Below are 19,567 nucleotides of genomic sequence, written 5' to 3'. Positions count from 1 at the left end.
CATAATTTTGTTCAGAACCCTGACACTAAATTTCAACAACTAACCTTTGTGCGTAAGTCCTAGAATAGTTATCACAACAGATTTGAGTCATATCTACCAGTGAAAGCCCCTACCAGCAATTTTGCACAAACTCAGTCACGTAAAGCAGATCATATCCGCATCTGTTTGGAAGAAGATGTTCAGTGCCGTGAAATAACCAGTGGATTAGAAAATTATCGTTTTAGCCATTGTTGTTTACCAGAAATAGACCGCAACGATATTAATATCAGCACAAATTTTTTAGGTAAATACCTAGCAGCACCATTATTAATTTCTTCGATGACTGGAGGAACCGAAGAAGCCGGAACTATTAATCGCCGTTTAGCGGAAGTTGCTCAAAAATATAAACTAGCGATGGGTGTCGGTTCTCAAAGGGTGGCGGTAGAAAAGCCCCAGGTAGTTGACACTTTTGCTATCCGCAAGTATGCACCGGATGTATTATTGTTTGCCAATGTGGGTGCTGTGCAACTGAACTATAAATATGGTCTAGATGAATGTCTGCGGATCATCGATATGCTAGAAGCTGATGCGTTGATTCTGCACATCAACCCTCTGCAAGAGTGTATTCAACCTAGAGGTGATGTGAATTTTCGTGGGCTGCTTGACAAAATATCGTTATTATGCAGCAAATTAGATGTACCGGTGATTGCGAAGGAAGTAGGTAATGGGATTTCTGGTGCAATGGCTGAAAAACTGATGGCGGCTGGAGTGAGAGCAATTGATGTTGCAGGTGCGGGGGGAACTTCTTGGGCGAAAGTAGAAGGTGAACGGGCAGAAAATCCTTTGCAACGCAGGTTAGGTGCAACATTTGCAGATTGGGGTATTCCAACGGCAGAGTGTATTACAAGTGTACGAGCGATCGCACCGAATATTCCTTTAATCGCCTCTGGTGGCTTGCGTCACGGCTTAGATGTAGCCAAAGCGATCGCTTTAGGTGCAGATATCGCCGGGTTAGCCATGCCTTTTTTGCAAGCAGCCGTAGTCTCAGAATCAGCCATTGCGGAGTTAGTTGAAGTTTTAATTGCAGAAATAGTCACGGTGTTATTTTGCACTGGTAACGCTAACTTACAGCAGTTACAACATTCTGGAAGTTTACACCGCATACAATAAAACAGTAGTAATTTGTCTTTGTAGCAAATTACTCATGACCACTCATTATTGACTAATAACTATTGACTAATGAATAATTTTCTTAAACAAACTGTTGCCAGTTTAATCGGCAGCCTACTAGGTCTATTTATTTTCTGTGGAATTAGTACTACAGGACTATTACTACTATTGTTTGCGATCGCCGCTTCTCAAGATGTTAGTCCAGTAGTTAAAGATAAGTCTGTGGTAGTTTTTGACTTATCAATGAATATAACCGATAGAGAACCTAGTGCAGGGGAAGAGTTACAAAGAACATTATCAGGTAATCCAGAAGACAGGATCACACTCCGCAAAGTTCTAGAGGCGATTGAAAAAGCCAAACAAGATCCGAAAATTGTTGGCATATATTTAGATGGGACAAAGACAACAGGTAGTAACCTTGGTTTCGCTTCCCTCAAAGAAATTCGCAAAGCCTTAGAAGAATTTCGCGCGGCGGGGAAAAAAGTAGTGGCGTATGGCCAAGATTGGGGTAAAAAAGAATATTACCTCAGTTCCGTCGCTGATACCATTGCACTAAATCCTTTGGGTGCAATAGAAGTCAATGGTTTAAGTAGCCAACAGATGTTCTTAACAGGAGCATTGCAGAAATTTGGTATTGGAGTCCAGGTTGTCAGAGTTGGTAAATTTAAAGGTGCTGTCGAACCCTTAATTCTCAACAAACTCAGTCCCGAAAATCGAGAACAAACACAGAAATTACTAGACGATGTGTGGAGTGAGTGGCGGACAACAGTAGGTACAAGCCGGAAAATCAACCCGCAAAAATTGCAAGCGATCGCTGATAATCAAGCCATAGTCGAAGCGCCCGTAGCCAAAACTAATGGTTTGGTAGATAAAGTAGCATACCATGATCAAGTAGTTGCCGATTTAAAACAACTCACGGGTAGTGAGCAAAACGATAAAACTTTTCGTCAAGTTGATCTCCTAGAATACAGCCAAGTGATCAACAAATCCTCAAGTGCTGCCAGAGAATCAAACAATAAAATTGCCGTAGTTTATGCCGAAGGGGAAATTGTTGATGGTAGCGGTGATGATGAACAAGTAGGAGGCGATCGCTTTGCTAAAATCTTCAACAAAATCCGGCAAGATAAAAATATCAAAGCCGTTGTCTTAAGAATTAACAGTCCCGGCGGTAGTGCGACAGCCGCAGAAGTTATGCAGCGGGAAGTCCGGTTAACCCACGATATCAAACCCGTAGTAGTATCAATGGGTGATGTCGCTGCCTCTGGAGGTTACTGGATAGCCAGTGATTCTAGCCGCATTTTTGCTGAACCAAATACAATCACTGGTTCAATAGGTGTATTTGGTATCCTGTTCAACGGGCAAAAACTAGCGAATGATAACGGCATCACTTGGGATGTTGTCAAAACAGCACGCTATGCTGATAATCAAACTGTCTCTCGTCCCAAATCCCCCCAAGAACTAGCACTTTATCAGCGCAGTGTGAACCGTATTTACAGTCTATTTCTCAATAAAGTTTCCCAAGGGCGCAAACTACCAGCACAAAAAGTCGCCGAAATTGCCCAAGGACGGATTTGGTCTGGTGTAGCAGCTAAACAAATTGGTTTAGTAGACGAAATCGGTGGACTCAACGCGGCTGTACAATATGCTGCCAAGAAAGCAAATTTAGGTAACAATTGGCAATTAAAAGAATATCCCAAAGAAAACAGCTTAAACGAAATTTTCTTTGGCAAAGCCGTTGAAGAGGCTAGTGCAAAGTTAAAAATTCAGGGACAAAAAATCAAAGCATCTGCTCCTCTGACAGCCGAATTTCAAAAACTGCAACAAGAATTAGAGACATTTCAAAGCATGAATGACCCTAATGGAATTTATGCGCGTTTGCCGTTTAATTTAAAAATTGAGTAAGTATAGCTGTAGTTCCTTAGATAAGGACAGTGTTGATGGCTAAAATCCTCAAAATTACTAGATTAATACTCAGCACTTGACCATAACTGCTGTACAGATAAACAGATTTTGAGAATTAGAGGTTAGTGAAAAAATGCCCTGGTTTGTCAAAATAGAGTCAGGTATAGTCAATAAAACTATCTTTGACCAATATGTACCAGCCCACAAAGCCTTCGTGCAAGATTTAATAGCCAAAGGGCATCAAGCCAAAACGGGCTATTGGGCAAAAATGGGCGGTGGGATGTTATTGTTTGAAGCCGCGTCTCTGGAGGAAGCCCAAACAATAATTGCCCTTGACCCCTTGGTAAAAAACGGTTGTGTCAACTACCAGCTTTACGAATGGAAAATTGTAGTTGAGTAGATCACACTTACGGAGTTTTCGTGTTACTATTTTATTAGACCTGGATCTATGCGACTGCAACGCCTAAACCTTGTCAGAACCGGAAGGTGGCAGCAACACGGGATGCTTGTAGTAGGCGTAGTCTCCGGGTCGCCCTATTTTGTAGGAGCAATCAGCAGCGATGCCCGGTTTTGGAGATATTGTACAAAAAGCTTTTTACCTCGGTGTCGGGTTAGCTTCTTACGCAGGTGAGAAAGCGGGAGGTAAATTATCCGAACTGCGATCGCAAGTCCAAAAGCTGGCAGATGAAATGGTAGCGCGGGGCGAAATGAACACAGAAGAAGCCCGCCGCTTCGTTGAAGATATGATGACGCAAGCGCAACAGCCACCAACTCCTGCTGATAATGCTGAAAAAACAACACCTTCTGAACCTCGTCGCATCGAAATCCTAGAGGAAGATGAAGCGCCAACAGTAAAAGAGACCTCGACTGAAAATGTGGATGACTTGCGTGACCAAGTGCTAAAACTGCAAGAAGAGTTAAAAAAACTGCAACGTGATTGATAAACGGCAGTTTTTATCTTCAGCATCAGCAGTCAATAGTACAATAACTCACTGTCTCACCCAGGAAGTTGACAACATACATTGCCTAGAATGTATTCATATACTTTGATTTGGGTGGTTGTTAGCATCCTAATTTTATAGCCAGCAGAGCGTCAAATTTATGGAAGAATGGCACAAAGATTTAATGGGAATCGTTGAAACAGTGGCAGAGGAAGTAGAGCGCTTCTTTCAAGGAATGAATGATATGGTTGATAGCTTTTTTGACCTGACAGAAGAATTAACTGAGGAAGTACAAAATAGTATTGCCATTGAAGTAGAACAATACTTACAGGAAATATCTGCACCCTTCTTAGAAATGTATTGGGAACTAGAAGATATAGTTACAGATGCAGATCCAGGTTTTCCCTACTCAGTTGAAGCTACACCAGAACAAAATGCTGCTTGTGTAGGTTGTACAAACTACCACGGTCAAGTTTATGGTGGTAACTTGTTAGTCTGTGCTATGCACCCCCAAGGCTGGGATGATCAGAATTGTCCTGACTGGGAACAAGAGTAGTACAACAAGGTGAAAGTAAAAAGGCAAAAGGTCAAAGAATTTTTATCTTAATCAGCTTTTCGCCTATTATTGTTGAGGCGACAGATGACCAAGGAGAATTGACCCATGACCCAGGACACATCAGAAGTAAAGTATGGCGAACGCAACATTGCGGAAGGAAATTTAATTACCTTTCCCAATCCGCGAGTCGGTAGGCGATATGATATCAACATTACTTTGCCAGAATTTACCTGTAAATGTCCATTTTCCGGCTATCCAGACTTTGCCACAATTTATATTACCTACATACCAGATGAACGGGTAGTAGAATTAAAAGCCCTGAAGCTTTACATTAATAGTTACCGCGATCGCTATATCTCCCATGAAGAATCTGCCAATCAAATTTTAGATGATATGGTTACAGCTTGTGATCCCCTAGAAATTACCGTAAAAGCAGATTTTGCTCCACGGGGAAACGTGCATACAGTTATTGAAGTACACCATCAAAAAACGTCAACCTAAACTTGTTATATCTATCATATTGAGAATAAATATTAAGGCTGAATAATTACAGTGAAGATACAGAGAGAATCACTATATTTATTCAGCCTTTAAAACTTAATGTTTGCGTTTATGAAGTGGATAGGAATTTACTTAATAGTATGACAAGTTAATCTACCCCACTACTGCTGTTGACTGCGTATTCAGTCCATTCAAAATCTCTAGGACTTCTTTTTCAAAAGCAACTTGAGCGCGATTGGTTTTACCACCCACATACAAGCGATCGCCTTTTTGTAATGCCCAAATTTGCGAATGGGAGAAGTAACTCATAACTACACCCGCCATCAAAATGGCAAAACCACCATAAACAATTGGTATCCCAGGATCAGATTTGATTTGTAAGCCAGTACTACCAATAATTTCTAAGATTTTTAAGTTTGTACCGTTGACTTCGGTAGCCATACCAGCACGCACAGTATTAATTAACTGCCCTTTGGAGTCATAAATTAATATCATGCCTTGCAGATCTTTCACAATCAAAGACACGCCCTCACTCAAATCGGGTTTAGTCGGAAGCCAAGTTCCCCAAAGCCTACCTTGTTGAGGACTGGTATTTAACGCCGCCATTGGTAGCTGGAACACAGGACTGTTATTAAATTGGAACCGGACACCAGAGATTCCCCAATCGGCTTGATAGAAAGTTACGCCACGATAACGCAGAGGTTGGTTTACAAAAATCGTCTTGCGGTCAATCTCTTTACCGTCATTATCTAAAACGGACATATCCGAATAAAACTGGTCAATACTCCCAGAGGGCGTATAGTCAATCCAAAAACGATTAACATGTAATGACCAATCTTTTAAGTGTTTGGTGTTTGCCCAAGGGCCAGCATTAATAATGTTTTCTACCTGAAATTTATCGCCACTAGCAATTTTTTCTTGGGCGGTAAATCCAGTCATAGACCCCCAAATTCCCCCCACCAGAATCGTGACTATGCCAATATGCACGATTATCGGGCCAATACGTCCGACTATGCCTTTACGGGCGTAGAGGATATGATCTTTGTCTTGAAAAATTTTATAACGACGGTTTTGTAATAATGGAGTGAGAGAATTTAAAGAAGCTGTATCTAATTCTGCGCTTAAAGCTAATTTTTGAAATTGTCGGGGTTCTTCATAATATTTCCAGCGTTGAGCAGCTTTTAAGGCTGGTAATTGACGCGTAAATGTACAAGCGCTCAAACTACTACCAAACAAGATAAGTAATGCGGTAAACCACCAAGTATGATATACGCGGTTTAACCCAGTTATTAAGATGACCTTCCAAGTCAGAAAACCAAATAAAGCCGGATGTTCTGGGTAGTTAGTGCGATAGAAACTGACTGACTGGTCTTGTTCAATCACAGTACCACTAATACTAAACAGGGCGATGATTAAGAATAAGGCGATCGCCAATCTTAAGTCTGTCAGTACAGGCAAAACCTCCTTACGCATAAAGCGCCAAGGTGCTGACAACCAACTTGATTCTGTAGACGCTGAATTATCTAAAGTCATGGGTTACAAACTGCCAAAGGGAATGCGAGAAATCAAAGAAAAAACACCAAATCCTACTAATAGCGCCCCGCTGACTGGGTTAATCCAACCAGACCAACGGCGCAACTCCAGCAGTTTTTTGATCGCAGCGGTAAAAGTACCTGCCAAAATTAATGGTGCAACATACCCTGCTGTATAAGAAAGTAACAAAACTGCGCCTAAAATTAAGTCTTGTGTGCTGGCGACCCAAGTTAGTAAACTGGCTAAAACAGGTGTGCTGCAAGGAGAAGCCACTAAGCCAAAAGTTAAGCCGAGAGAATAAGAACGCACTCCCGGCGGTAAATCTGGGGATATCCAATTCGTCTCGCCCAAAGAAGGAAATTGTATGGGTAATGCTTCGAGTAAGTTCAACCCCATAATAATGGCGATAACACTCACAATAATTGGTAAACCAACTCCGATTTGTCCGTAGACTTTGCCAACTACACCAGCTATGATGCCCATACCAGCAAGGGTAGTTGCTAATCCTAACGCAAACCAAGTTGACTGGGCTGCTGCTTGTAGGCGGCTTTTTGCTTCATATCCCCCGATATACCCGATGGTAATGGGTAGCATCGACAACATACAAGGAGTGAGGCTGGTGAGTAAGCCCGCCATAAAAATTATACCTACACTCAATAAACTCAGGTGTGTGAGTTGGTTAGCAACTAGGTTGTTGGCAAATTGTTCGAGTTCATATATTCGAGTTTGTAAAGTCTCCAACATAAGGTGTTTTTAATCTAGAAATGCTTGATATGCTTGAATTTTAGCTTACTTCCCTTTTAAAGATATTTTTTATGTATAAATTACTTGTACTACAGTTACAGATAGTATGTTGATGATTACGCAAAATAGTTGCAGGAATATTTGTGTGTACTAGATGCTGCAAAAATCCTTCATGGGATGGCATAGTCTAAAACTGCATCTGTAAACGAAATACTTATCACTCTGCCATGAAAATGATGTTGCCGAAAATCAGTGCTAACGCACCGCCAGATATCTAGCGGTGCGTTATGCGATCGCTCAGGGGTGGCGATCGCACATCTCAAATCCAAAATTATTTGAATAGACTAAAGAACTGTGCCGCGTGTGCTTTCTGTATCAATTGGCTTGATGAGATATAGCTGCAACATATTCCAAACAATGGCGATAATTGGCGGTATTCTTTGGAATAATTTAACCAAACTTGGTTGATTACTTTTGTTAATCGCAGCGATTTTCAAGTTATTCTCAGAACACTGTTCTAAGCGCCAGAAAAATTCTGGGTGATTTGTATTGAGGATGAGGGGAAATGCGCGTGCAGAAGTGTTATTTGTTTCTTGAATAACTCGGTTGTTGTATTTACGGGGATGAATCCCAATTGCTTCGTAAAATGAGGCTCGTTCAAATACTGTCATTGTATGGGTAGCAAACACAGTCAGCAAAAAGAACCGCACCCACAATTTCGCTGTCCAACTTTTCCAGAGTTTGGTTTGCGATCGCAGCAATGCTTTAAAGAAATCCCCATGTCGATTTTCGTCTTGACACCAACTCTCAAATTTGCGGAACAGTGGATAAAATTGGTATTCTGGATGCTCCTGCATGTGCTGATTAACTAAGATATAACGCCAGTAACCAATCTTCTCCGATAGGTAAACTGTGTAAATAATCCACTCTGGCGGGAAGAAAGTATATGTACGGGATTTAGTTAAAAAGTTTAAGTCTAGAGAAAGTTTTAAATCTGCCATTGATTTGTTGAGGAATCCTGCATGGCGAGCTTCATCTCTAGCCATATATTCAAAGGCTTCTGATAACAGCGGGTTATTTTTTTTCAGGCGGCGCGATAATTCTTTAAATAAGAGAAACCCAGAAAATTCTGAGGTACAAGAGCGTTCTAAAAAGTCAATAAAGGTGCGGCGTTTTTCACCTGTAATGTGATCCCATGATTGTTTAAATTCATCATCCCGCACAAAGTGATGGCGGTTATAGTCTGCACGCAGTTCATCAACAATCGCCCGGATTTCTGCCTCATTAGCCGATATGTCCAATTTCGCCACTGCATCAAAGTCAGTGGTGTAAAACCTAGGTGTTAATAATGTTTCTGCAACAGGTGCTTTAATACCCGGCTTCAGCAATTGAGGCTCTGGAGTTGCCACTGAATCGACCATGAGACTCCTTGATATTATTTTATCTTTTAATAGTTATATAAACATAAAACGCTATAGTTCCACATCAGTTAAATTATTGAAAAGCAGATTTCACGAGATAACCTTAATGCTGAGGTTTATCAGGGTTATAGCACCTGTTTTTTGGTTGATTTTGCCGCTTTCCAGAGATGTAGCAATGCAACATCTTTATTTTTGCCAAACATGTAGGAATATAAAGAAATATTAATAGCTGTATAGTTATACAAGTATTGATAGTTAAATGATTTTGGGAGAACAAAAATCCCTCTGAACAGTATCGGCAGTGGTATTTGCTGGTTGAAGTGATGCCGATGCTTTTCCCCTCTACATCTAGAATAACAATTCTCTATCTCTGACGTGAATTCTTTTTAAGGCGCTGGGTGCTGAGTCAGAATACTAGCCTCTAACCCCTAATCCCTCCATTAATGTAAGTCGGTGATAAAGGAACCAAAAATGAGTAGTAATTTAGCTGTCAAACTGCGTTCTGGTACGCAAAAAGCGCACACAGCAGCAGAAAATGTCGGATTCATGAAATGTTTTCTCAAAGGTGTTGTCGATAAAGACTGCTTTGCAAAGTTTCTTGGTAACTTGTATTTTGTTTACACCGAACTAGAAACAGCCTTAGCCAGTCACCAAAACAATCCGGTAATTGGTGGGATGTACTTTCCTGAACTGAATCGCCGGGCAGCTTTAGAAACAGACATGGTATTTTACTATGGCAACGACTGGCGAAGTTTAATCACACCTTCCAACAATGCCAAAAAATACATCGCCCGCATTCAACAATTATCTGCATCTGCACCTGCATTATTAATCGGTCATGCCTACACCCGCTACATGGGCGACCTGTCAGGTGGTCAGATGTTACAAAAAATTGCCCAGTCAACCCTGAAGCTGTCTGGCTACGAAGGAACATCTTTTTATAACTTTGACCAAATTCCCGACAAAAAAGCCTTTAAAGACAAATACCGGGATGGGTTAAACGCTGTACCTGTGGATGATGTCACAGCCGAGAAAATTGTGGCTGAAGCCAATCATGCCTTTAGTTTGAATATGCAAATGGCTGAAGAACTAGAAGGTAGTTTAATTAGAGCGATCGGTCAAGTACTATTTAATAACCTGACTGGTTCTCATAACCCAGGCAGCACTGAAGCAGCCGCCACTAATTAATTTTTGAGAAATTGGCTGTTTGGTTGGAGTCAACACATCATGCACCGCAACTGATATCTAAACTAGACAGCAGCTAGACGAAAAGAATAGGGAGTAGAGGTGCAGGGTAAGAATATCTTACTCAGCATGAATATTTCCGCTGCTTTGCATTAGCACATAGAAAATTTATGGGCAATTTGTTGGCTGTGAACGAAATCAACAAGTTGCCACTTCTCATAACGATACAGGACTGCTATTTGATTTTTGCAAAGCTTAGGTAGCCTTTATTTCCCATTCCCCATCCCTACAAGTAATTCAGCAATTAAATCAGATTGCTATACAACCAACTACTCAGACTGGTTTTCAGACTCGTTGTGATTTGAGAGTTTGAAAAGACAGCCTAACCAATACATTGGAGGTTTTGATGGTATTCATATCACCTGGTGTCAAATTTGATTTGGATTTGATCAAAAAGTACGACACAGCAGCACCAAGATACACCAGTTATCCACCAGCGACAGAGTTAAGCGAAGCATTTACAACGGCTGATTTTCACAGTGCGATCGCCGCTTCCAATCAAAGACAATCTCCGCTATCATTTTATTTCCACATTCCTTTTTGCCAAAGTGCTTGTTATTTCTGTGGCTGTAATACAGTAATTTCCAACAACAAGAATATTGCCAAACCTTATCTAGAACATTTAGCTCAAGAAATCAAGAATATGTCTAACTTGATTTCTCCCGATAGAAAGGTATTGCAAATGCACTGGGGTGGTGGTACACCCAACTATTTAGACTTGGAACAAGTAGAATTTCTCTGGAAGAAGATTACACAACACTTTGATTTTGACCCCCAAGCCGAAATTTCCATTGAAATTAGTCCCCGTTACGTGGATAAAGAGTATATTTTCTTTCTGCGGGAACTCGGATTTAATCGCGTTAGTTTTGGTATCCAAGACTTTAACAATGAAGTTCAAGTAGCTGTCAACCGCATTCAGCCAGAAGAATTATTATTCAATGTCATGGACTGGATTAAAGCAGCCAAGTTTGACAGTGTAAATGTGGATTTAATTTATGGTTTACCTTATCAAACTCTCCAGACATTTCGAGAGACAATCAAAAAGACAGTTGCATTAGATCCTGACCGAATTGTGGTGTTTAACTTTGCTTATGTCCCTTGGTTAAAACCAGCACAAAAAAATATACCTCCAGAGGCTTTACCAAAACCCCAAGAAAAGTTAGAAATTTTGGAAATGACCATTGAGGAATTAACCAATAGCGAGTATTTATTTATTGGGATGGATCACTTTGCTAAACCTAACGATGAATTAGCGATCGCCCAACGAAATCGCACCCTCCAACGCAACTTTCAAGGTTATACTACTCATGCTGGCACAGATTTGTTTGGTTTTGGTGCCACTTCTATCAGTATGTTAAACGATGCCTACGTCCAAAACCATAAGCAATTAAAAGATTATTATCAGGCAGTTGCTAACCATGTCTTGCCTGTTAGTAAAGGTATCAAACTAACTCAAGATGATATTATCCGCCGAGATGTAATCATGTGCATTATGTCGCACTTTCAGTTGTACAAACAAGATATTGCTGAGAAGTATCACATCAACTTTGATCAATATTTCTCCCAAGAACTAGAAGCATTACAACCATTAGCCGCAGATGGACTGATTAAATTATCTGCCCATCACATTCAAATTACCGACATCGGCAGGTTATTGGTGAGAAATATTGCTGTTGTTTTTGATGCTCATAATCAAAAACAAGATAAACAATTTTCGCGTGCAATTTAACATATACTTGTCATGATTTCCGGAAAAATTCAGCAGTCAGGGTGTCAGGGTTTGGCGTACTATTATTTCAGTCCCATCTGTATAGCTTCAATCCAATATGTTAGAAAATTGTTGATTGCTCCAAGCCTTAATAACGGCTGCACTTATACTCAGCATTCAACACTTTGCTAAACCTTTGATTTTGGTATCACTGTGTAAGTCCTAAAAATAAAACAGCACTATTTTAGATTCTCTGCATATATAGGAATCATATTTGAATTATGAAAAAAATAGTAAATTTTTACCTGACTACTCAGTAATTTTTAATCAAAATACTGATGCTGCATATATCTAGATATTTTTATCTATAAATTTGTAGATCAACTCCTATCTATCTTTTGACTTGAAAAGTTACCTCATCTGGCAGAAACGCCCAGAAGTCAATGTTGTTAATCTGGTTACAGATGAGATTTTGAGGTCGTTATGAATATTATTGCTTGGATAATATTAGGTCTTTTAGCTGGTGCGATCGCCAAAGCCATTTACCCTGGTTATCAAGGTGGTGGAATTCTTTCCACAATGATTTTAGGTATTGTTGGTGCTTTTCTTGGTGGAAGTTTATATACTTTGTTGCAAACGGGTACTTTGCAGTTGACAGCCACAAGTTTTAGTCTACCCGGTTTATTTATTGCAGTCATTGGTGCAATAATTGCTATTTACTTGTGGGGACTGCTGCGAAGAAGCAGTAATGCGTAAATTGCTGTGCGAAGCCCATTATTAAATCTAGAGTGTATTTGGTAATTCTTCCAATAACACTCTTTACAAGCATTAAGCATGGTGACTCATTAATTGAGACCATAATGTACCTACTGTAGAAAGTTAGTTTTTCCATAAACAACACACTAATCATATTACTGGCAGTATCCAAAATTATCTAGAAGAGCAGTAAAAAATATAAACTTCCACAGCAATAGATTTATTTGTTGCCCACTATTTTTTGTTGAAATAATCAAAGAGGCATTGCATGTTTTTTCATAAAAAAGAGCCAATCCATTCTGTAAACATTAGTGAACCCAATCCTCGGTTTGCTCAGTTACTTCTTGAGCAATTTGGCGGTGCAACCGGAGAACTAACTGCTGCTCTCCAATATTGGGTGCAATCTTTTCATGTAGAAAATGCTGGAATTCGAGATATGTTGCAAGATATTGCCATTGAAGAATTCGGGCATTTAGAGATGGTTGGTAAACTTATTGAGTCTCACACTAAAAATACAGATCAAACAGAGGTTTATAAAAGTACTCTGTTTGCTGTTCGTGGTATTGGCCCTCACTTTTTAGATAGCCAAGGTAATGCTTGGACAGCTAATTACATTAACGAAGGCGGAGATGTAGTGCGTGATTTAAGAGCCAATGTCGCAGCTGAAGCTGGCGCTCGCCAAACTTACGAAGAGCTAATTAAATTAGCAACAGATCAAGGGACAAAAAATACCTTGGTGCATCTACTAACGCGAGAAATTTCTCATACCCAAATGTTTATGAAGGCGCTTGATTCACTGGGTAAATTGACAGATCCATTTTTTGGTAATATTCAACCTGATGAAACGGTGAACATTTACTATAATCTGTCAAGTAATGGCAATGGTCACGATGAGCGAGGCCCTTGGAATTCTGAACCTGCTTTTAAATACATTGCTAACCCTCTAGAAAGCAAAACTAACTAACTTTTCTCTCCTCTTAATTCCTGATTCAATCTCAATAATTATGACTTGAGTCAGTTGGAGTTGCTTCCCTGGCTCAATTTATTCAGGACTTACGTACAGGCTACGGAAAATCGAACCACAGAGACGCAGAGGTCACGGAGAAATGAGAGTTTAAGAGGTGTTTTGCGTAAGTCCTATTATTGTCAAAATAAATAAAGTTGCACGATGTGCTGGCCGTTTGAAGATGAAAAATTTACAGTCAATGTCGAAGCTTCCGGCTTATCTCAAGTCAAATTTGAAAGTCCACTTCAATTAATCCAAGCACTCCAGGAAGCTCCCATCAAGTTACTGGTGTGGAATTTTGTTATCGGTTAAAACATCCAGAAAAATGAAAAAGCGCTTGGGAGTGTTGCCGTGTTTCCACCCCATGCGCTCTTTCTTTTCAACTTGCTCCTCACACACAAATATAAAGTAGCATTTGTTTTTTGAATTAGTAAATCCGTTGTGTGACAGTTTTACTCGTTGCACAAAGCATGATATAATCTATACCTGAATTAAAAAGCACCTAAGAGTGTTGCCTTGTTTCCACTCTTGGTGCTTTCTAGTTTTAACTTGCTCCTCACACACAACTAGAACCTATCACTTGTTTTTTAAAATGGCAAGTATATTATGTAACACTTGATATAAAACTTACTTTATTGGGCTGAAAAGCATTCAATTTAGATATTTAGATAAAATATAACCCAGGGTGGTTGCCCACCATAACCAAAATTTTATGTCTTTAAGACATATTACTGCCAAGGATTAATGCAGTATGTCAAAAATCCAGCGCTCCTATTTGCAGCGTTACTATGTTTCTGTTTTGTCCGTGTTAATCGCGCTGCTACTAGGCTTAATGCTGGATAGCCTGTTAAAACTAGAGGTCTCGCCACTTTTTTTTGCGGCTGTAGTTTTGAGCAGCTGGTATGGGGGATTAGCGCCTGGGTTATTAGCTACAGTCTTGGCGGTTTTAGTCAATAACTACTTCTTCATTCCGCCCATCTACTCCCTGATACCCGATACCTGGACTGATGCACTCCAGCTAATTGTTTTTAGCTTGATATCTCTATTAATTAGTTCTTTAAATTCAGAATTGCATATTGCGAAACAAAAGTCTGAGGCCAAGCTGGCAAAGCTCACTGTGAGCTATCGCAGTCTATTGGAGACAGCCTACGAAGGTATCTGGATATTTGACCAAGACGGACAAACAGAATATGTCAATTCTCAATTAGCCCAAATGCTTGGTTATAGTGCAGAGCAGATGCGCGATCGCACGATTTTCGATTTTATGGAACATGAGACTCAAATCGAAATTCAGCAATGGCTAGAGCAAAATCAGCAACACCATCAAGAAAGTAAACAACAATTGGAAGTGGGTTTACGCCGCCAAGACGCAGCGGAACTTTGGGTAATTGTTTCTCTTAGCTCCATTTTGAATGAGCAGGGAAAATTCGCTGGTATGGTTGCTATGCTCACGGATATTACGGAGCGTAAGCATTCCGAGACGATTCTGGCTGAAGAACAAGCAAACCGCGACAGAGAAAGTCAACTGCTGCGTGCCATGCTAGATATTCTACCTGTAGGTGTAGTCATCTCTGATGCTAAGGGCAAATTTATCGAAATTAATCCCGCAATTAAAGCGATTTGGGGCGAAAACGCGCCATTTTTGGACAATACCAGTCAATACCATGAGTATAAAGGATGGCGGGCTGATACAGGCCAACCAATTGCCGCAGAAGAATGGACACTCGCCAGGGTTTTAGCTACAGGGGAGACAATTATTGGTGAAGAAATTGATATTGAAAGCTTTGATGGTCAGCGCAAAACCATTCTCAATTCTGTTGTACCGATCCGAGATGAAACCGGAGTCATTATTCATGCAGTAGCTGTCAATGTAGACATTACAGAACGCAAGCAAGCCGAAGAAAAACTGCGCCAAAGTGAAGCACTAGCCAAAGCACGGGCGGAAGAACTAGAAACCATCATGGAAACTGTACCCGCAGCAGTTTGGATTGCTCACGATCCCCAATGTAATCAGATGACAGTCAACCGTAGTGCTTATAAATTGATGCGCCTACAACCAGGCTCAATCATGACAGCAACTCCAGTCAGTGGAGATTATACTTTCCCATTTAAAATTCAAAAAAATGGTCAAGATGTTCCTCCCAACGAATTACCAATGCAGCAAGCTGGCCTGACTGGTCAAGAAGTTGAAGGAGAATTTGAATTTGTTTTTGGTGAAGATGATGTGCAATTTCTTTATGGCAAAGCTGTACCTTTGCGCGATTATTCCGGTACTGTCAGGGGTGTAATTGGAGCCTTTATAGATATAACTGAGCGCAAGCAAGCCGAAGAAGTATTACGACAAAAGCAAGAATGGCTGGATTTAGCTCAGACCGTAGGTAAGATTGGCAGCTTCGAGTGGAATATCCTAACTAACGTGAATATTTGGTCAAAAGAATTAGAGGCAATTTATGGTTTACAACCAAGTGAGTTTGGTGGAACTTACGAAGACTGGAAAAACTTGGTTCATCCTGACGATGTAGCCATAGCAGATACATACATAGCCAATTCTTTAAAAACAGGTGAGTTTTTCACTGACTTTAGGGTAGTTTGGCCTAATGGAAGCATTCATTGGCTTCATGCCAGAGCTAAAGTTTACTACGATCGCGAAGGTAAACCTTTACGAATGGTAGGAGTTAACGTTGATATTAGCGATCGCAAGCAAGCCGAAGCAGCACTACGACAAAGTGAGTCTCGACTGCGACAGCTACTAGAATCAAGCATTATCGGTATTATTGAAGCCGAACCTGACAAAATTACCTTTGCTAATGATGCTTTTTTACAGATGCTCGGTTACACCCAGGCAGATATATTAGCAGGTAACTTGGGTTGGCAAAAGATGACTCCACCAGAATATAATCAACTGGATCAAGCCAAGGTAGAAGAAGTATTTGTATCTGGTGTTTGTACTCCGTTTGAGAAAGAATATATCCGTAAAGACGGCTCCCGTGTACCTATTTTATTAGGTGCGACGCTATTAACCCGCAGTCCATTTAGATGGGTTTGCTTTATTCTAGATTTAACCGAACTCAAGCAAGCCGAAAGAGAACGGGCGCAGGCTTTAGAAAGAGAACGCGCAGCCCGGATAGAACTTGAAAGAGCCAACCGGATGAAAGACGACTTTTTAGCAATTGTCTCTCATGAATTGCGATCGCCACTTAATCCGATTCTCGGTTGGGCAAAACTACTCAAGAGTCGCAGATTAGATGCAGCTAAGACAACCCAAGCTCTAGAAACCATTGAACGCAACGCCAAATTGCAAGCGCGGTTAATCGAGGATTTACTAGATGTTTCGCGGATTTTGCGGGGTAAACTCAGTTTAAATATCTGTGCAGTTGACTTAGTAACTACCATTGAATCTGCATTAGAAACTGTACGTCTAGCTGCTGAAACCAAATCGATTCACCTGCACACTGAGTTTGCTATTGGTAAGGTCAAAGTTGAAGGCGACCCCAACCGCTTACAGCAAATTATTTGGAACCTACTCACAAATGCGGTTAAGTTTACACCAGAGGGCGGTCGGGTAGAATTACGCCTAGAAAAAGTTGGGAATTTTGCCCAAATTCAAGTGACTGATACAGGTAAAGGTATTAGTGCAGAGTTTCTCCCATTCGTTTTTGACCGTTTCCGCCAAGCCGATGAAGTCACAACTAGAAAGTTTGGTGGACTAGGACTAGGATTAGCAATTGTGCGTCATCTGGTAGAACTCCACGGTGGTTCTGTGCAAGTCACAAGTCCCGGAGAAAATCTAGGTGCAACATTTACAGTGCATTTACCTTTAATGGCTGCGACTACGGAAATATTGATCGAATATCCTTTAATTGAAAATGCGCCAAATCTTCAAGGTGTCCAAATAGTCATCGTGGATGATGATGTTGATACTTTGAATTTACTAACTTTTATCCTCGAACAGTATGGGGCTACAGTCCAAGCAGTAAACTCAGCCCAGGACGCACTAAAAGCGATCGCTCAAACTCAACCAGATTTACTGTTAAGTGATATTGGTATGCCGACAATGGATGGTTATATGCTGATTGAGCAGGTAAGAAGTACAACTTCAGCCAGTATATTACCTGCGATCGCTTTAACTGCTTTTGCTGGCGAAGCTAACTCTCAAAAGATTATTTCCGCAGGTTTTCAGCGACATCTTACCAAACCAATCGAACCCGCAGAATTAGCAGCTGTAATAGCTAATCTTATGCGTATGAGCAAGAATGATAAATAATAAAAAACGTCTGGGAGTGTTGCCGTGTTTCCACCCCAGACGCTTTTTAATTTCAACTTGCTCCTCACACAACTAGAGAATAACACTATGGTTAGATAAGGGCAAGTGTTATTAGTGACAGTTTTACAACTGCACTATCTGGATTCAATTAGCACCCAAGATTTTTGGTTGGGGCTGGGTGTAGGCGGAAAATCAAAAGTCAAAAGTTAAAAGTCAAAATTTGTGAATGAGTCGCAATTAATGTAAGAAGTGACGTACTCCTGTCAACACCATCACCAAACCTAATTCATTAGCCGCTTTGATGGAATCTTGGTCGCGCAAACTGCCCCCTGGTTGGACAATTGCGGTAATCCCAGCGGCGGCGGCGGCTCTGATAGTATCATCAAAGGGGAAAAATCCATCACTGGCGAGAATTGCGCCTTTAGCTTTGTCACCAGCTTGTTCTAGAGCAATTTTTGCGGAACCAACGCGGTTCATTTGCCCAGCACCAACACCAAGAGTAGTGCGATCGCTTGTGACTACAATGGCATTAGATTTAACGTGTTTGCAGACTTTCCAAGCAAACAGCAATTCTCCTAATTCATCGGCTGTAGGCTGGCGTTCTGTCACCACTTGCCATTTACTTGTATCAGCTAAAATATCATCCGCAGCTTGCACTAAGAAACCGCCAGCAATTTGTTTGACTAAAGTTTTCGGGCCATTACTTAAATCTGCTAATGTCAAAACCCGCACATTGGTTTTCTTTGAGAGAATTTTTTGCGCTTCTGCATCACAGTCAGGCGCAACTACACATTCTAAAAATGTCTTAGTTAACTCGCTGGCTGTCGCTGCATCAATCGGGCGGTTGAGGGCGACAATTCCGCCAAACGCCGAAGTTGAATCTGCATTAAACGCCTTTTGATACGCCTCCACAATAGTATCTCCCAACGCCGTACCGCAGGGATTGGTATGTTTAATAATTGTCGCGGCTGGCGTGTCGGTAAACTCGGCAATAATTCGTCGGGCGGCTTCTAAGTCAACCAAGTTATTGTAACTGAGTTCTTTGCCTTGTAATTTCTTCGCTGCTGCCCATCCTGTGGGCGTAGCACCAGTTTGATACCAGGCGGCGGGTTGATGGGGGTTCTCGCCATAACGCAGAGATTGTAACTCAGTACCGCTTAGAGTATGTTGTTGTGTACCTGCGAGATAGGAGGCGAACTGACAAGTCAGCGCTTGCGCTATCGCGCTATCATAACTCGCTGTGTGTAAAAATCCTTTCAAAGCTGCTTGTTGGCGAAATTCTAAGGAAGCTACTCCGTTATTTTGCCGTAGCTCTTGCAGATATTCATCATACTGCGCTGGGTCACATAATACCGTCAAATGAGCAAAGTTCTTTGACGATGCTCTTAACATTGCCGGGCCACCAATATCAATTTGTTCCACAGCTTCCGCCAAAGTCACCCCTGGTTTAGCGATCGTAGACTCAAACGGATATAAATTCACCACCACCAAATCAATCGGGCGAATTTGGTTATTTTCTAAATCTGTCAAATCACTAGCGACATCCCGCCTAGCCAAAATCCCGCCATGAATGCGCGGATGTAGCGTTTTCACCCGTCCACCTAAAATCTCTGGTGAACCTGTGTAATCAGAAACCTTGGTGACAGGTATTCCCGCATCCTTGAGGGCTTTGGCTGTTCCCCCACTGCTGATGATATCAAAGCCAAATTCTTCCACCAAGCTACGGGCTAGGTCAATTAAACCAGTTTTATTAGATACACTCAGCAGTGCTAGACGCGCCATGTCTCAATTCCTCAGATGCCAAAGACCCCAATTTTCACACAACCCTTGCTTCACTTCAA

General features: G+C 41.1%; 16 protein-coding genes, 1 other RNA gene and 1 pseudogene. 13 read left to right on the top strand and 5 right to left on the bottom strand.

Features of this window, described 5'->3' with window-relative positions; all coding sequences use genetic code 11:
* The first annotated feature begins 99 nt into the window (after positions 1-99).
* The 7 genes from fni to queF all read left to right on the top strand — a co-directional run bounded on the left by fni (position 100) and on the right by queF (position 5,049).
* Complete coding sequence (gene fni, locus NOS7107_RS27070; protein ID WP_015116102.1) at positions 100-1,149, top strand: type 2 isopentenyl-diphosphate Delta-isomerase; 1,050 nt, start codon at positions 100-102, stop codon at positions 1,147-1,149.
* A 69-nt stretch (positions 1,150-1,218) separates the two neighbouring features.
* The gene (sppA, locus tag NOS7107_RS27065; RefSeq protein ID WP_015116101.1) at positions 1,219-3,051 is read left to right on the top strand and encodes a signal peptide peptidase SppA; all 1,833 of its coding nucleotides are present in this window, start codon (positions 1,219-1,221) and stop codon (positions 3,049-3,051) included.
* 133 nt (positions 3,052-3,184) lie between these two features.
* Positions 3,185-3,451, top strand: a complete 267-nt coding sequence (locus tag NOS7107_RS27060) for a YciI family protein (RefSeq protein WP_015116100.1) — start codon at positions 3,185-3,187, stop codon at positions 3,449-3,451.
* Positions 3,452-3,488: 37 nt separating this feature from the next.
* Positions 3,489-3,585: signal recognition particle sRNA small type (gene ffs / locus NOS7107_RS28275), an RNA gene on the top strand.
* 26 nt (positions 3,586-3,611) lie between these two features.
* Entirely contained in the window at positions 3,612-3,992 is a 381-nt protein-coding gene (locus NOS7107_RS27055; RefSeq protein ID WP_015116099.1) for a phasin family protein, read from the top strand.
* Positions 3,993-4,152: 160 nt separating this feature from the next.
* Positions 4,153-4,548 (top strand): hypothetical protein, encoded by a 396-nt coding sequence (locus NOS7107_RS27050; protein WP_015116098.1) that lies wholly within the window; start codon positions 4,153-4,155, stop codon positions 4,546-4,548.
* A 105-nt stretch (positions 4,549-4,653) separates the two neighbouring features.
* A complete protein-coding gene (queF, locus tag NOS7107_RS27045; protein ID WP_015116097.1) occupies positions 4,654-5,049 on the top strand; it encodes a preQ(1) synthase in 396 nt (131 codons plus the stop codon).
* 153 nt (positions 5,050-5,202) lie between these two features.
* Here queF and NOS7107_RS27040 read toward each other — a convergent pair whose 3' ends face one another.
* The 4 genes from NOS7107_RS27040 to acsF all read right to left on the bottom strand — a co-directional run bounded on the left by NOS7107_RS27040 (position 5,203) and on the right by acsF (position 8,747).
* Positions 5,203-6,582, bottom strand: coding sequence for a cytochrome c biogenesis protein (locus NOS7107_RS27040; RefSeq protein WP_015116096.1), 1,380 nt, complete (start codon positions 6,580-6,582; stop codon positions 5,203-5,205).
* A 3-nt stretch (positions 6,583-6,585) separates the two neighbouring features.
* Positions 6,586-7,326 carry a cytochrome c biogenesis protein CcdA gene (locus NOS7107_RS27035; protein WP_015116095.1) on the bottom strand — a complete coding sequence of 247 codons (741 nt, stop codon included), beginning with the start codon at positions 7,324-7,326 and terminating at the stop codon, positions 6,586-6,588.
* Positions 7,327-7,496: 170 nt separating this feature from the next.
* Entirely contained in the window at positions 7,497-7,655 is a 159-nt protein-coding gene (locus NOS7107_RS28920) for a hypothetical protein (RefSeq protein WP_157374166.1), read from the bottom strand.
* A gap of 15 nt (positions 7,656-7,670) precedes the next feature.
* A complete protein-coding gene (acsF, locus tag NOS7107_RS27030; RefSeq protein ID WP_015116094.1) occupies positions 7,671-8,747 on the bottom strand; it encodes a magnesium-protoporphyrin IX monomethyl ester (oxidative) cyclase in 1,077 nt (358 codons plus the stop codon).
* Between the two features lie 471 nt (positions 8,748-9,218).
* On the opposite strand from acsF, the gene NOS7107_RS27025 reads away from it, so the two are divergent.
* The 6 genes and pseudogenes from NOS7107_RS27025 to NOS7107_RS27005 all read left to right on the top strand — a co-directional run bounded on the left by NOS7107_RS27025 (position 9,219) and on the right by NOS7107_RS27005 (position 17,726).
* The gene (locus NOS7107_RS27025; protein WP_015116093.1) at positions 9,219-9,935 is read left to right on the top strand and encodes a heme oxygenase (biliverdin-producing); all 717 of its coding nucleotides are present in this window, start codon (positions 9,219-9,221) and stop codon (positions 9,933-9,935) included.
* A 403-nt stretch (positions 9,936-10,338) separates the two neighbouring features.
* Positions 10,339-11,721 carry an oxygen-independent coproporphyrinogen III oxidase gene (hemN, locus tag NOS7107_RS27020; protein ID WP_015116092.1) on the top strand — a complete coding sequence of 461 codons (1,383 nt, stop codon included), beginning with the start codon at positions 10,339-10,341 and terminating at the stop codon, positions 11,719-11,721.
* Positions 11,722-12,183: 462 nt separating this feature from the next.
* A complete protein-coding gene (locus NOS7107_RS27015) occupies positions 12,184-12,456 on the top strand; it encodes a GlsB/YeaQ/YmgE family stress response membrane protein (RefSeq protein ID WP_015116091.1) in 273 nt (90 codons plus the stop codon).
* A 268-nt stretch (positions 12,457-12,724) separates the two neighbouring features.
* A complete protein-coding gene (locus tag NOS7107_RS27010; RefSeq protein ID WP_015116090.1) occupies positions 12,725-13,420 on the top strand; it encodes a manganese catalase family protein in 696 nt (231 codons plus the stop codon).
* Positions 13,421-13,630: 210 nt separating this feature from the next.
* A pseudogene (locus NOS7107_RS28915) lies at positions 13,631-13,774 on the top strand (DUF3891 domain-containing protein); the annotation flags it as partial.
* 439 nt (positions 13,775-14,213) lie between these two features.
* Positions 14,214-17,726, top strand: coding sequence for a PAS domain S-box protein (locus NOS7107_RS27005; RefSeq protein WP_015116089.1), 3,513 nt, complete (start codon positions 14,214-14,216; stop codon positions 17,724-17,726).
* Between the two features lie 237 nt (positions 17,727-17,963).
* Here the strand turns inward: NOS7107_RS27005 and purH are convergent, their stop codons facing one another.
* Positions 17,964-19,508 carry a bifunctional phosphoribosylaminoimidazolecarboxamide formyltransferase/IMP cyclohydrolase gene (purH, locus tag NOS7107_RS27000; RefSeq protein ID WP_015116088.1) on the bottom strand — a complete coding sequence of 515 codons (1,545 nt, stop codon included), beginning with the start codon at positions 19,506-19,508 and terminating at the stop codon, positions 17,964-17,966.
* Between the last annotated feature and the right edge of the window lie 59 nt (positions 19,509-19,567).

The sequence above is a fragment of the Nostoc sp. PCC 7107 genome, from assembly GCF_000316625.1.
In the GTDB taxonomy this organism is placed as follows: domain Bacteria; phylum Cyanobacteriota; class Cyanobacteriia; order Cyanobacteriales; family Nostocaceae; genus Nostoc_B.
This window is presented reverse-complemented; position numbering and strand designations above follow the sequence as displayed.